Raw genomic sequence first — 14,917 nt, forward strand, 5'->3', positions numbered from 1 at the left:
TTCCAAAAAAATATCCCTTTAGCATTTTTGTATACGTTTTTATGCACAAAAGATGAACATTTCTACAACCAAAAGTGTTCAAAACACCAATTTCATAAAGATATCAGCCCTCTCATTGGCGTTATATCGGTCAATATACACAAATCCAAGACGTTCGTAAAGCCTAACCGCTTTATCATAAGTTGACATGGTATCCAGCTTAATTTCGCGGAATCCACTGTTTTTTGCAAAATCCACCGCAATTTTTGCAAGGTGATACCCCAGTCTCTTACCGTGATATTTTTCGTAAAGATAAAGACCTTTAAGCTCGCACTCATCATCACTGAGCTTTTTCACAGCAGAAGTACCTATAAGCTTATTGTCATCAAAAAGGCACCAGAACCCGATAAAATTATTTTTAACGTCCGCAAACGAACGATGTCTCCCCTCAGGCTCAAAAACCTTTTCAGCCTCAGGAAAAACAGCAGTAAAAAAATCAATTACGTCCTGCTGCATATCCTCCGAAAATTCCTTCAGTTCAATCATTTTTTATCCTTTCTCCGCCGAAAGCATGGATAGTTCTTGTACCCGCCTTACAGCTTCCGCCCTGCACAGACCCTTTGGGTATAAAAAGCTCATCGCCCGCATGAAGGACAGTAGCCTTACCGTTTATAGTAACGGTGTACTCCCCCTCCACACAGATCATATATTCATCATAATCGTGAACGTGTTCCTTTGAGACTCTGTCTGCTTTGCAGGTCCAGAACGCCATCTGACTGCCGTCGGGAGCGGTATAGTAATAGCCCTCGATATCGGGAGTATTCTGCTGTGCAGCAGGTATTTTGTTTTCAATTCTTTTCATAAATCCAGGGAAATCCATAGTATCAAGCTCCTTTCTTCCGAGTAATAAAAACGCATGGGACACTACACTTAGCGTCCCATTAATATGATAAAAGCAAATTCACGATCATCATAGCAGTGCCGACCATACGCAGGAGACTCAACCCTCATTGTCCCGCAATGCCTAAGCTGCCGCTAAAAAAGTCTAAAGGCTCAATTCGCAGCCGCCGACAGGGCGGACCGACAGCACATAACAGCTTCCTGCGCCGAAAAATCTCTCCATTTCCTTTGCATAGTCATCGGCAAGATAATTCGGCACAAATGCCTGTATTGTACCTGCAAAACCTCCGCCGTGAACCCTTACTGCTCCCGAACCGTTGAGGAAACGCTTACTGAGCATTATCGTAAGCGGTATCTGCTGTGCCTGAGGATCCTGACACGAATACAGGTTCTGCAAAAGCTCTGCCGAGGAAGTCCCCGACTGATCCACCAGCTCGAAGAACCACTCTGTGTCACGGTCAATAAGAGCTTTCGCCTCGTCCACAGCCCTTGTATTTTCAGCAAAGAAATGAGCAGCTCTCAGCAGTTCCCTGTCCGTACATTTTTTGCGCAGTTCGGGCAGCTTATCATAAAACTCCTCCTCATCTGCATCTCGGAGATACTCACACCCCAAAGCCTGTGCAACGTGTTTCATTTCCTCGGATATAGCGCTGTAATCCGCTGTAAGGTCAGCGTGGCTGCCCTTTGTATCGGTAATGCAGACCGAATAGCCTGCTTTTTCAAAATCAAAATCCACAGAGGTGATAAAAGGCTCCTCGGGGTCTGCAAAATCAATTGCCACAAAGCCGCCAACTGCGCAGACCATCTGATCCATAAGTCCGCTCGCCTTGCCGAAGTAGACATTTTCCGCAAATTTACCTATTTTAGCTATCTCAACAGCACTTGCTCTGCCCTCATTATAGCCCTCATTGATTATTGTACCTATCATAACTTCAAACGCCGCCGAGGACGAAAGACCGCTTCCACTGAGAACCTCCGATGTAAAATAGGCATCAAAGCCGCTTATTTTCACACCCATTTCCGCAAATTTCGCTGCAATACCGCGTACAAGCGCAGCCGAAGTCCCCTTTTCCGCATCATTGACCTCATAGGACGAAAGCGCTATCTCATCTGCTGCATAGCCCTCGGACTTTATCCTTATTACGCCGTCCTCGTGAAATCTGACTATGCCTATAATATCGAGACTTACCGCCGCCGCAAGTACGCAGCCGTGCTGATGATCGGTGTGATTTCCGCCCACCTCAGTCCTTCCCGAAGCCGAAAAAACGCGGATATCCTCACATTCGGGATAAAGCCTCGAAAAATTTTCCGCCGCACTCAGATAACGTGCTCTGTTCCTGAGAACAGCCTTTTCGGAGGAACCATAGAGCATTTTAAGCTGTTCATCGAAGCTTCCTCCTGACAGTCCGCTGATAAGATCGTATATTTTCATAACATCATCTCCTTTAAGCTATCATTTAAGTAAACTCTCCCGTTTTGAAAACAGGTATTTCTTTATTACAGGTCTTGCATCTCTCATTTTCACAGGCAGCCCGTGACCGCAGGCAAGCCACTGAGGAGATATATCAAGTATCTTTTCCAGTGACTTAGCCATAGCCTTCAGCGAAGCGGCATGAGGAGTAATATCAGGCTTGCCCCACATTGCAGTAAAGGCATCTCCGCAGTACAACACGCCATTTGAAAGCACTCCAACAGACCCGAGAGTATGCCCTGCCAGCATAACAACATCAGCATCAAAACCAAGCTCACGAAGAGCGCCTGTATTATGGCTGCTGAGCAGTATATCGGGAGTGTAAGGCTTCGTGCTGAAAAGCTTCATTCTTCCGCACACATTCTGCTGGATATTCCTAAGTTTGTAACGCCTGAGCGTTGCATGGACAGGCTGTCTGCCGTAATGTCCGATAAGCTCCCTGTCCCGCTCTCCGAGAAGTATCTCCGCATTGAAGCTTTTACGCAGTCTTTCCGCATTGCTGTCATGGTCCACATGAGCGTGAGTCAGCAGTATATAGCGGATATCAAAATGCGAAAGGTACTCCGCAAGAGCCTTGTACATAAAGGGTATACCTGTATCAATAAGCAGGTCGCCCTCCCTGCCTCTGAGCACATAGCAGGTCACGGGAGAGCCCAATATTTCCGCACAAAAGTAATGTATGCCGCCGAATTTCATATTATGTTCAGTAGTGTATTTCATAGCGTTCCCCTCCGTTTTCTTTAATTATACAACATATGCCGCCCATAGTCTATAAGATTATGTAAATAAATGAGCAGAAAATATGCATTTTATATACGGTACACCTGCAAAAGCAATAGCTTAATTTTTAATTTGCCTCTTGACATTTTTGTAAAAGCATGGTATAATTTAATCAGGCGATTAAGTCACTCTTAATTAAAGGAGTTCATTATGGCGGATATTAAGATCATCGGAGACAGCTTGCCCTCGATCCCGTGGCAGGAAAAGCCCGAAAAATGCACCTCTCCAGTGTGGAGACACAGCGAAAATCCCATTATCAGGCGAAACCCGCTTCCGAATGTTGCAAGGATATTCAACAGTGCCGTAATGCCTTACGGCGGCGGATATATAGGTGTTTTCCGCGGCGAACAGAAAAACGGTATCCCCCATATCTACCTCGGAAGGAGCAATGACGCCATTCATTGGGAATTCGACGAAGAAAAGATCCCGTTCACAAATGAAAAAGGCGAGCCCTTCATGCCAATTTACGCTTATGATCCGCGGCTTGTAAAAGTTGAGGACACATATTATATAATGTGGTGTCAGGACGCATTTGGTCCTACAATAGGCATTGCGAAAACTACCGATTTCAAAACCTTCACAAGACTCGAAAACCCCTTCCTTCCTTACAACCGCAACGCGGTACTTTTCCCTCGCAGAATAAACGGTAATTTCGTAATGCTTTCTCGCCCCTGTGACAACGGTCATACGGCTTTCGGCGATATCTTTCTCACAGAGAGCAAGGATATGGAGTTCTGGGGACGTCACCGTCATGTCATGGGTCGCTGCGAGAACTGGTGGGAAAGCCTGAAAATAGGCGGAGGAGCTGCCCCAATAGAAACAGACAAGGGCTGGCTCATTTTCTACCACGGAGTAGTAAACACCTGCAACGGCTATGTTTACAGCATAGGCGCAGCAATACTCGATATAAACGAGCCCTCAAAGGTGCTGCACCGCTGCTCCAATTATATCCTCACTCCCGAGGAATGGTACGAAGAACAGGGCTTTGTGCCTAATGTCTGCTTCCCCTGTGCTACCCTCACAGATGCTGATACAGGACGCATCGCTATATATTACGGCTGTGCAGACAGCTACGTCGGAGTTGCCTTCACTACAGTTCAGGAAATATACGATTATATCCTGAAATATGACAAACTCCAGCCCGAGGACGCCGCATCAGGCATCCGATAAGGTACTTTATCAACGCTTACATCTTAAATCACTCACTTTCATGCAAAGGGACTGCAAACGCACTTATTATTCCGGTCACCTATGCAGACTATCGGGGAAAAGCTTTCTGAAAAAAGCTTCTTCCCCGCCCCCCTTTCCAAAGATTTTCAGTTGCTTTTTCACATATAAAATACACCCTGCAATTTTGCAGGGCTTTTTTGTGCCTTTGTCAGCTTCTTACTTCGTCATTTTTACTAAGGGGTATTCCGTCAAATTGATGAAAAACGTATAAATCTGTTGTCATTATGCACAAATTAGCACGTTAAAAATTGTCTGCTATGCGTTATCCTTGCGAAATTCACTGTCCTATTCCGCATTTTCGCAAAAAATACTTGCAGTTTTTTGTGAAATGTGATAAAATATAGTGATACTTGAAAATGACAATAAAAAATAGAGACTACTATTTAAAAGGAGAAACATATGGCAAAGATCAAGGCTGCCGTGATTTTTGGCGGCACCTCACGCGAACATGACCTTTCTCTCGCATCTGCTGCGGAAGTTATACAGAACATTCCCAGAGACAAATACGAGGTCATTTGCATCGGAATAACCCGCAAGGGCAGGTGGCTCTACTTCCCCGGGGATCCTGCTGATATAGCAGCAGGCACATGGGATCAGGATCCTGACTGCACCTCTGCTCTTATATCCCCCGATCCGCTGCACAGAGGAATAATCACTATCGAAAACGGAGAGACCTCTGTCAAAAAGATAGACGTAGTATTTCCGATACTTATGGGAAAACGCGGCGGCGACGGCACTATACAGGGACTTCTCGATCTGTCGGGTATCCCCTACGTCGGAAGCGGCGTTCTTGCTTCCGCTTCATGTATGGACAAATCACACACACACATGGTAATGGACGATTACGATATAAAAACCGCAAAGTGGCAGCTCATAACCCAGCGTGAGATAAATCAGCTGGACGAAAGATGTGCCGAAATAGCTGAAAAACTTGGATTTCCAATGGTGGTCAAGCCAGCAAACAGCGGCAGCAACGCAGGCACCAGCTTTGCAGAAAACGCTCAGCAGCTCATAAGCGCAGTGAAGCTTGCTTTTTCCAGCGATAACAAGGTTGTCGTAGAAAAGTACGTAAAGGCACGCAAGCTCGAAGCAGCAGTATACGGCTATGATTCACCTGTCTGTTCGGCTGTTGGCGAGATAAAGGATCCGAACAGACCTTATGATCCTACAAACTTCAACGTAAGCACAGGTGATGACCTTATCGTTCCTGCTGATATCCCGAAGGATATCGAAAAGCAGATACAAAGCACCGCTATAAAAGCATTCAAGGCACTGGGCTGCAAGGGAATGGCAAGAGTCGACCTCTTCCTCACCGAGGACGGCGAGATTCTCCTCAATAAAATAGGAACTATGCCCGGACTCAGAAAAAACAGTGTTTTCCCCAAGCTTATGGAAGAACTTGGATTTTCACATGATGAGCTTATCGACGTCCTCATCGAACAGGCAGTCGATAACGCTGACAGAACATACTGATGTCAAATAGATGTCATCAAAATCATGATGCTATAAGGAGATTGTTTTGAAAAATAACGTATTGATTTCCCTTACGAGTATCCAGTGGCAGGAAGACGAAAAGAACGAGACAGAGCTTCTCACAAAAGCCAATTTCAAAAGAGAAAACGGCTGGGATATCATCTCCTACGAAGATACCTCCGCAACAGGCTTCGAGGGCTCGGTCACTACTATTAAAGTAGACAATTGCAAAAACGCCTCCATAACCCGTGAAGGCTCTGCAAATTCAGTACTCTCCCTCGAAATCGGACGCAAGCACTTCTGCCAGTACGGTACTCCCTACGGAAACCTCCAGATCGGCGTTTACACACACGCTATCGAAAACACTCTCGCCGAAAACGGAAGGCTTTATTTAAAGTATACCCTTGACTTAAATTCCTCGTATCTTTCAGATAACGAGATAATCATGACAATGCAGGCTCAGAACTGAACCTGAGAAGAAAGGATAGATATAATGTCAGACCTTATAAATTCCGCATCGCTCCGACTCCGTGAGATAATCATGGACGCTCTCGGAAAGCTCGTTGCTGAGGAAGCTGTTCCCGCAGTTCCGCTTCCTTCCTTCAACATCGAGATACCTGCCGATAAGTCACACGGTGATTTTGCTGCAAATACCGCTATGGTATGCGCAAAGGCACTGAGAATGCCGCCGAGAAAGATCGCTGAGATGATCTGCGAAAAGCTTGAGCTCGAAGGCACTATCTTCGAGAAGGCAGAGGTGGCAGGACCGGGATTTCTCAACTTCTTCTTAGGAAGAAGCTGGTTCTCGGACGTAGTTCGCAACGTTCTTGAAGAAGGCGAAAACTACGGTAAGACCGAGCTCGGCAAGGGCAAGAAGGTACTTGTGGAATTCGTTTCCGCAAACCCAACAGGTCCTATGCATATCGGTAATGCAAGAGGCGGTGCTATAGGCGACTGTCTCGCAAGCGTTCTCCAGTGGGCAGGCTATCATGCTGAACGCGAATTCTACGTAAATGACGCAGGCAACCAGATCGAAAAGTTCGGAAAATCCCTTGAACTCAGATACTTGCAGCTCTGCTCCGATAAGGGTCAGCAGCTTATAGCTCAGTACAAGGACGATACCGATGCACTCTGTTCCGTTATCTATGAAGGCAGCGGCGAAGGCGGCGAATTCCAGATGCCCGAGGACGTTTACCTGGGCACCGATATCATCGAACACGCCAAAAACTTCTACGATATCCACGGAAAGGCTATGGAAAGCGTATCCGAAGAGGAGCGCAGAAAGGCTCTCGTTGACTACGCCCTTCCTATTAATATAGCAGGTCTGGAGCGCGACCTTAAAAAGTACCGTATCGTTTACGATAACTGGTTCAGAGAGAGCACAGTCCACGCCAAAAACGAGACAAAGCTTGTAGTAGACAAGCTCATGGAAGCAGGCAAGGCTTACGAGCAGGACGGCGCGATATGGTTCAAGGCTACAGAGTACGGTATGGACAAGGACTTCGTATTAAAGAGAAGCAACGGTCTTTACACATATATCGTTCCCGATATCGCTTACCACTATAACAAGCTGGTAACAAGAGGCTTCGATAAGGCTATAAACGTTCTCGGTGCCGACCACCACGGCTATGTACCAAGACTAAAAGCCGCACTCAATGCTCTCGGCGTTGACGAGACAAAGCTTGATGTAGTTCTCATGCAGATGGTAAGACTTGTCCGCAACGGCGAGACAGTAAAGCTCTCAAAGAGAAGCGGCAAGGCTATCACACTGGTAACTCTCCTCGACGAGATACCGATAGACGCAGCCCGTTTCTTCTTCAATCTCCGTGAGGCAAATTCACAGTTTGAATTTGATCTCGGTCTTGCTATCGAAAAGACCTCGCAGAATCCTGTATACTACGTACAGTATGCTCACGCAAGAATTTGCAGTATGCTCAGGGCTTTAGCTGAGGAAGGCGTAAATGTACCGCAGTCCGCAGACCTTGACCTCCTTACAGACCCACGAGAGATAGAGCTTATCCGTCATCTCGCTTCACTTCCGAAGGAGATCGACCTCGCAGCAAAGACCTACGATCCTGCAAAAATAACAAAGTATGCAATTGATCTCGCTACCCTGTTCCACCGCTTCTACGACGCTTGCAGCGTAAAGAATGCAGAGAGTGAACAGCTGAGAGATGCGCGTATCCTCCTCAGTGTTGCTGTTCGTCAGACGCTGAGAAATGCTCTGGAGATACTCAATATCGACAGACCCGAGAAAATGTAAAAATTACATTTTCGTCTTTAAAAATTACAGCTTGGTTACAAAGAATTTAATCACTTTGTGCAAAATAAATAAAAATCAACATATATGTAAGTCATGTTTGTGAGCCTTCAGACGAATGTTAACACTTTGTTAACAAATTCGGGTCAAAAATGTGTTACAATTTGTAATATGTTGAGGAGCTGATATGCTCCGAGACTCTCCTTGAAGGTCCGCTCAAAATAAAGATCTTATTAAGAGAAAGGATGTAAATCATGTCCAACAGATTATTTCAGGGTTTAGTTCATCAGATGCGCGACTCTATCGACGCTACCATCGGTGTTGTTGATGAGACCGCTACAATCATCGCCTGCAGCGATCTGACTCGTGTAGGTACTACAAATGAGTTCGTTTCACTCGACCTCAGCGATTCCCACGACATCTTTATCCGCGACGGCTTCACCTATAAGCCTTTTGGTTCAAGAGTAAAGCCCGACTATGCGGTTTTCGTAGAAGGCGTTGACGATGCTGCTGCAAAATATGCAAGCATTCTCGCTATCGCTCTTTCAAATATCAAGCAGTACTACGATGAGAAGTATGACAGAAACAACTTCATCAAGAACGTTATCCTCGATAATGTACTCCCCGGCGATATCGTTATCAAGGCAAGAGAGCTTCACTTCAATGCCGAGATAAGCCGTGCTGTATTCCTTATCAGAATAATCTCTGCTAATGATATTTCTGCTTATGATGTTATCCAGAACCTTTTCCCTGACAAGAACAAGGACTTCGTTTTCAATATCACTGAAACTGATATTGTGCTCGTCAAGGAGCTCAAGAGTGCTGTAGACTCTAAGGATCTCGAAAAACTTGCTCGCTCAATCGCTGATACTCTCAGCAGCGAGTTCTATACAAGAGTTAACGTTGGTATCGGTACTGCCGTTGTAGGCGTAAAGGATCTTGCTCGTTCATTCAAGGAAGCTCAGATGGCTCTTGAAGTCGGCAAGGTATTCGATACAGACAAGGTCATCGTAAGCTACGACAACCTCGGTATCGCTCGTCTTATCTATCACCTTCCTACTACTCTGTGTGAGACATTCCTCCACGAAGTATTCAAGGTAGGCAGCATTGAGTCTCTCGATCACGAAACTCTCTTCACTATCCAGAAGTTCTTCGAGAACAACCTCAACGTTTCAGAAACTTCAAGAAAATTATTCGTTCACAGAAATACTCTCGTTTACAGACTCGAGAAAATCAAGAAGCTTACAGGTCTTGATCTTCGTGAGTTCGATCACGCTATCATATTCAAGATCGCCCTCATGGTAAAGAAGTACCTGTCTGCTAATCCTGTCAAGTTCTGATAACGGTATATCCGTTATTTGAACTATGGACGTTTCCCCCGTCCCAAAGATTAAGGTAGGTGTAACCCATTGGTAGAACTTAAAAACGTATCCGTGACCTACTCAAGCGGTGTTGACGCTCTCAACAACGTCAGCCTCAAGATCAACGACGGCGACTTCGCTTTCGTTGTAGGTTCGTCAGGTGCGGGCAAAAGTACTATGATAAAACTGCTTTTGAAGGAAATAGACGCTACAAGCGGTGTCGTTACCGTTAACGGCTATAACCTGAACAAGCTAAAAAAGAGAAAGATCCCTGAATTCCGCCGTACTCTCGGCTTTGTATTCCAGGATTTCCGACTGATCCCGTCAATGACAGTATATGAGAACATCGCTTTCGTTCTCAGAGTTATCGACGCTCCGATCAAATACATACGCAAAAGAGTCCCATACGTTATAAGTCTCGTAGGACTCCACGCAAAGACAAATTCTTACCCCGATGAACTCTCGGGCGGTGAAAAACAGCGTGTAGCTATCGCAAGAGCTCTGGTCAATGACCCTCAGCTCATAATCGCCGACGAGCCTACAGGTAATATCGACCCCGAGCTTTCATACGAGATCGTTGAGCTCCTCAAGGGTATCAACGATCAGGGTACTACGATACTCATGGTAACACATGAGCACGATCTCGTTCGTCACTTCGGCGGACGTATCATCAATATCACCGAGGGTGAGATCGTATTCGATGAAGTCATCTCGGGAGCTAATGACGAGCTCCTCGCCGATATCGGCTCTGAGATGCCTGCCGACGCTATGGCTGCTGCCGTAAGCGAGGCAGAAAGAATAAACGATGAACCCGTTCAGCAGGCTGAAGAAGCCGAAATGGTCAACACCGAGGAGGCTATAGACCTTCCTATCGAGAATATGACCGCAGACGATATCATTTCCGCTATCGGCGGTATCCCCGAGGGCAATTCCGAGGAGAAAAAGGACGATATGCAGAAGCTTGCGGACAATATCGACGTTGACCTCAGCAAGAGCATAAAGCGTGATGATCCCAATTCACCCGAGGCTCTGCTGGCTGCACTGACCGAAAAAACTAAGGGAGGTGCAGAATGAAACTAAGCGGTGTAAGATATCTCGCCGATCAGGGCGTAGAAAATATCTGGAAAAACAAAATGATGGCTTTTGCTACATTCTGCGTACTTCTCATTTCCCTTCTCCTCGTTGGTATCGCAGGTCTCTTCTATGTGAACCTGAATTCCATGATAAATGGTCTGGGAAGCCAGAACGAAGTAGCGGTATTCATGAAGGTAGGTACTACCGAGGACCAGAATACAGCCGCTGAGGAAGCTATCAAGGCTCTGCCTAATATTGATAAAGTAACATTCATATCCAAGGAGGACGGTCTCACAAGACAGAAGGCTAACCTCCCCAATGCTCAGAAAATATTCGATGATTACATCGGAACCGATGCAAGCTTTATGCCTGACGGCTTCAGCGTAACTGTAAAGGATACAGACAAGATCGCTGATACTACCGCTCAGATATCGGCTGTAGCAAATGTTCAGAGCGCATCTGCTTCTCCGCAGGTGGCTGAATTCCTGAGAGAGCTCAGAAAAATGGTATCCCTCATCGCAGGTGCTATCATCATCGCTCTTTCCATCATCTCTATGATCATTATCTCCAATACCACAAAGGCAAGCGTTTTCGCACGCCGTGAGGAGATACAGATAATGAAATACGTTGGCGCAACGAATGCTTTCATACGAATGCCTTTCTTTGTAGAGGGTATGGTAACGGGCTTCTTCGCAGGCGCAGGCGCATATTTCATCACCTGGGCTGTTTACAGTTCAGTCTATGATATGGTTACAGAACAGGGTATGCTTATGAACACCTTCGGTGTAAACAGCCTTATCCCGTTCGACAAAATCAGACTAATAGTCGTACTTGCTTACCTTGTCGCAGGCGCACTTATCGGTGCCCTCGGAAGTGTTATAAGTACACGAAAGCATATTGACGTTTGATCTGAAAGAAGTAATATGAAAATTTTTTATGAAAGGAGTGTGCATTCGGGCAGCATATACTCAGTCCGATACGCAGCTTAATTATGAAAAAGCTAAATATTGTCAAAAAAACTCTTTCTTTCGCAACCTGTTCAGCATTATCCATCGGTATGCTCGCTGTTTATCCTATGATATCAGGCAGCGGCAGCACTAAGGCTTCAGCAAAAACTATCGCTGAGCTTCAGGAGGAAAGAAAAGCAAACGAAGCAAAGATCGCAGACCTTCAGAACCAGATCGACTCTCTCGAAGGAAGAAAAAACGAAGAACAGCAGTATCAGCAAACTCTCAATGACCAGATAGAGGTCATCAGAAAGAATATCGAGATCCTCAATAAGGAGCTCGAAAGCATCAATTCCGATATTGATACCACAAAGAACAATATATCTTCACTTGATAAGGCTATCGTAGATCAGCAGGACGCTATCGACAAGAAAGTAGAGGTTTTCAAGGAGCGTCTGTGCGCTATGTACGTATCAGGCAACGACAACCTCGCTACAGTTGTAGTAGGTACTTCAAGCTTTTACGATATGCTCTCACGAGTAGAAATGGTAAACCGCATCGCTTCATACGATGAGGAGCTTATCAATGATATCCTCGGTGAGATAGACGCCATGGAGCAGTCCAAGAAAGACCTTGAGTCCGAAAAGCTCACTCTCGAAATGAGACTCGATGAGCAGAAAAAGCGCAAGGAAGAAAAAGACGCTGAAATGGAAGTCTACTATGAAAAGACAAGACAGTGTCAGGCTGCTATCGACAGCATGAACCTCGAACAGCAGACTCTTGAAAGCGACAAGGCTTCTCTTGCTGCTATGAACGAGGAATTCGACGCTCAGATACAGGCTGAGATACAGAGACAGGCTGAGGAAGCTCAGAGAGCTTACGAGGCAAGAGTTGCTGCTGAACAGGAGGCTGCTCGTCAGGCACAGGCTGCCGCAGCTCAGCAGGCTGCACAGCAGGGTCAGACATATACTCCTACATACAGCGAACCCGCTTATATCCCAGCTCCTTCAGCATCAGGCTTCTCATGGCCTGCACCGGGCTTCTGCTATATCTCCAGCGGCTACGGCTACAGATGGGGCACCACTCATAGAGGTATAGATATCGGTGACGCAGGTATCCACGGCGGTGCTGCTTGTGCAGCAAAGGCTGGTACTGTAATATACGTAAACAACAGCTGTACTCACGACTACGCAAAGAACGGTAACTGCTGCGGCGACGGCTACGGTAACTACGTTGTTATCTCTCACGACGGCACTTACTCTACTCTCTACGGACACCTTGCTTCAGCTTGCGTATCTGTAGGTCAGAGCGTATCGCAGGGACAGGTCATCGGATATATCGGCTCTACAGGCTGGTCAACAGGCGCACATCTCCACTTTGAGGTACGTGTGAACGGTGTTGCTCAGGATCCTATGGGCTATGTTAGTCCGTAAAAGTTAATATCAGAAATAAGGGCAGTTGAGTCAACTGCCCGAATTTTTGTCAGAAAGCGATGATAATATGAATAAGAAAATCAGTCTCGGTCTTGCTCTGAGCCTTATTGCTATCGCTTCTGCGGTAACGTTTATACTGACTTCCTTTTTTTCACTGCAAAGCTTTAACGAAAAGGTCGTCGATGTAAACGAAAAAAGTAAGAAATACAATTCGCTGCAGGTGCTTGACTCATATGTCCGCGAGAACTATCTCGGTGACATCAACGAGAACGACCTGAGCGACGGTATCCTCAAGGGCTATATTTCGGGTCTTGATGATAAGTATTCCAGATACCTTACCGAAGAAGAATACCTCAGCGAGCAAAGTGAGGACGAGGGTCAGCTTGTGGGTCTCGGTCTTACTCTCAGCAAGGACGATAACGGCTATATCCGTATCGCAGAAATAATGCAGGACTCTCCCGTTGTGGACGCAGGTCTTCAGGTCGGCGACGTTATCACCATTATCGACGGCGTTGACGTTCTTGCAGCAGGCTTTGAGGAGTCCGTAGAGTCTATGCGCGGTACAGAGGGCACAGAGATAAAGCTTACCATACGCAGGGACGGTATAGACAAGGATTATACCTTCACAAGACGTTCTATCGAAATGATAACCGTAAGCGGTGAAATGATAAACGAGCGCGTAGGCTATATCAAGATATCAGGCTTTAAGAAGAACACTCCGCAGCAGTTCATTGATACTCTCGAACGCCTTACCTCGAACGGCGCAAAGGCTATCATCTTTGACGTGCGCGATAACGGCGGTGGTATCGTTGACTCACTTTCAGACTGCGTTGACCCACTTCTTCCCGAAGGCGTTATTGCTACAGCCGAGTACAAGGACGGCCACAGCGAGACTCTTGTATATTCCGACGCTGCAAAACTTGATATACCTATGGTAGTTCTTGTGAACAAGAACACAGCAAGCGCAGCAGAGCTGTTTGCAGCCTCACTCCGCGATTTCGGCGGTGCAGTCCTTGTAGGTGAAAGAACTTACGGCAAGGGCGTTATGCAGCAGACCACAGAATTCGACAAAAAGGGAGCGGTAGTCCTTACAGTTGCAAAGTACAAGACAGCTGTCTCGGAATGTTATGACGGTATCGGTCTTACTCCCGATTATACAGTTGAAAACACCTTTGAGGAGTACGATGAACAGAAAAACAGAGCTATAGACGCTGCTATGTCTCTCCTCGGACAATAATAAATGATTGGTTTCGGCGCACATTGTGCGCCTTTTTGTTTGATAACAAAGGAATTTACTGACACATCAAGGCTTACAGGCGGAGAAATACTCTCCTCAAACTCTCAATTCTAAACTTTAATCCAACGAAAATTAAACTCTTAACTCTTAGTTCTTAGCTCTTAGTTCTTAGTTCTTAATTCTAAGTTCTTTTTCTGACTGCTCAGGGTTGACTTTTTCTGCGTAATATAGTATAATTGTATGTAATGCTATTTATTATTAAATATAAAGGAGTGCATTGATATGGCTACAAAGAAGATGTCCAGAGAAAGCTACGACAAGCTCGTCGCTGAACTCGATGACCTTAAGATCAATAAACGTAAGGAAGTTGCTGAAAGGCTTAAAGTTGCACGTTCATACGGAGACCTCTCCGAGAACGCCGAGTACGATGAAGCTAAAAACGAACAGGCTATCCTCGAAGCTCATATCCAGGAGCTTCAGTATACAATTGATAACGCTGAGATCGTTGACGACGAAAGCATCTCTGTTGACGAGATCGGTATGAGCTCCAAGATAACAATAAAGCGCCTTGATACAGGCAAGATCGAGACCTTTACCATCGTTGGTACAAACCACGCTAACATAAGAGAGGGTCTTATCTCAGACGAGTCCCCTATCGGCAAGGCTGCCATGAAGAAAAGAGTCGGCGATATCTTCATCGTTGAAGCTCCTGCCGGTGAGCTGAGATTTGAGGTCGTTGAGATCTCCAAGTAATTTGCGAAAGGATATACAA

At 45.9% G+C, this 14,917-nt stretch carries 14 protein-coding genes; 10 read left to right on the forward strand and 4 right to left on the reverse strand.

What is annotated here, in order from left to right; all coding sequences use genetic code 11:
* Positions 1-78: 78 nt before the first annotated feature.
* The 4 genes from BUB28_RS05910 to BUB28_RS05925 all read right to left on the reverse strand — a co-directional run bounded on the left by BUB28_RS05910 (position 79) and on the right by BUB28_RS05925 (position 3,070).
* Positions 79-525, reverse strand: a complete 447-nt coding sequence (locus BUB28_RS05910) for a GNAT family N-acetyltransferase (protein ID WP_072949763.1) — start codon at positions 523-525, stop codon at positions 79-81.
* Entirely contained in the window at positions 518-841 is a 324-nt protein-coding gene (locus BUB28_RS05915) for a cupin domain-containing protein (RefSeq protein ID WP_242939944.1), read from the reverse strand. The genes BUB28_RS05910 and BUB28_RS05915 overlap by 8 nt, the downstream gene beginning before the upstream one ends.
* Positions 842-1,024: 183 nt before the next feature.
* Positions 1,025-2,311: a galactokinase gene (locus tag BUB28_RS05920; RefSeq protein WP_072949767.1), complete on the reverse strand. Its 1,287-nt coding sequence runs from the start codon at positions 2,309-2,311 to the stop codon at positions 1,025-1,027.
* A gap of 21 nt (positions 2,312-2,332) precedes the next feature.
* Complete coding sequence (locus BUB28_RS05925; protein ID WP_072949769.1) at positions 2,333-3,070, reverse strand: MBL fold metallo-hydrolase; 738 nt, start codon at positions 3,068-3,070, stop codon at positions 2,333-2,335.
* Positions 3,071-3,280: 210 nt separating this feature from the next.
* Here BUB28_RS05925 and BUB28_RS05930 point away from each other — a divergent pair, with 210 nt between their 5' ends.
* The 10 genes from BUB28_RS05930 to greA all read left to right on the forward strand — a co-directional run bounded on the left by BUB28_RS05930 (position 3,281) and on the right by greA (position 14,898).
* Positions 3,281-4,300, forward strand: coding sequence for a glycoside hydrolase family 130 protein (locus tag BUB28_RS05930; RefSeq protein WP_072949770.1), 1,020 nt, complete (start codon positions 3,281-3,283; stop codon positions 4,298-4,300).
* Between the two features lie 459 nt (positions 4,301-4,759).
* Positions 4,760-5,833, forward strand: coding sequence for a D-alanine--D-alanine ligase family protein (locus BUB28_RS05935; protein WP_072949772.1), 1,074 nt, complete (start codon positions 4,760-4,762; stop codon positions 5,831-5,833).
* Positions 5,834-5,879: 46 nt separating this feature from the next.
* Complete coding sequence (locus BUB28_RS05940; protein WP_072949774.1) at positions 5,880-6,302, forward strand: YwiB family protein; 423 nt, start codon at positions 5,880-5,882, stop codon at positions 6,300-6,302.
* Positions 6,303-6,326: 24 nt separating this feature from the next.
* Positions 6,327-8,096, forward strand: coding sequence for an arginine--tRNA ligase (gene argS, locus BUB28_RS05945; protein WP_072949776.1), 1,770 nt, complete (start codon positions 6,327-6,329; stop codon positions 8,094-8,096).
* A gap of 251 nt (positions 8,097-8,347) precedes the next feature.
* A complete protein-coding gene (locus BUB28_RS05950) occupies positions 8,348-9,433 on the forward strand; it encodes a helix-turn-helix domain-containing protein (protein ID WP_019680782.1) in 1,086 nt (361 codons plus the stop codon).
* A gap of 69 nt (positions 9,434-9,502) precedes the next feature.
* Positions 9,503-10,528: a cell division ATP-binding protein FtsE gene (gene ftsE / locus BUB28_RS05955; protein WP_072949777.1), complete on the forward strand. Its 1,026-nt coding sequence runs from the start codon at positions 9,503-9,505 to the stop codon at positions 10,526-10,528.
* Entirely contained in the window at positions 10,525-11,436 is a 912-nt protein-coding gene (ftsX, locus tag BUB28_RS05960; protein WP_072949779.1) for a permease-like cell division protein FtsX, read from the forward strand. Before ftsE ends, ftsX begins: the two co-directional genes overlap by 4 nt.
* Before the next feature lie 83 nt (positions 11,437-11,519).
* Positions 11,520-12,908: a murein hydrolase activator EnvC family protein gene (locus BUB28_RS05965; protein ID WP_072949781.1), complete on the forward strand. Its 1,389-nt coding sequence runs from the start codon at positions 11,520-11,522 to the stop codon at positions 12,906-12,908.
* 67 nt (positions 12,909-12,975) lie between these two features.
* A complete protein-coding gene (locus BUB28_RS05970) occupies positions 12,976-14,145 on the forward strand; it encodes a S41 family peptidase (protein WP_072949783.1) in 1,170 nt (389 codons plus the stop codon).
* A 282-nt stretch (positions 14,146-14,427) separates the two neighbouring features.
* Positions 14,428-14,898: a transcription elongation factor GreA gene (gene greA, locus BUB28_RS05975; protein ID WP_072949784.1), complete on the forward strand. Its 471-nt coding sequence runs from the start codon at positions 14,428-14,430 to the stop codon at positions 14,896-14,898.
* The last annotated feature ends 19 nt before the right edge of the window (positions 14,899-14,917 follow it).

The organism is Ruminococcus flavefaciens, assembly GCF_900143025.1.
Taxonomy (GTDB): domain Bacteria; phylum Bacillota; class Clostridia; order Oscillospirales; family Ruminococcaceae; genus Ruminococcus; species Ruminococcus flavefaciens_I.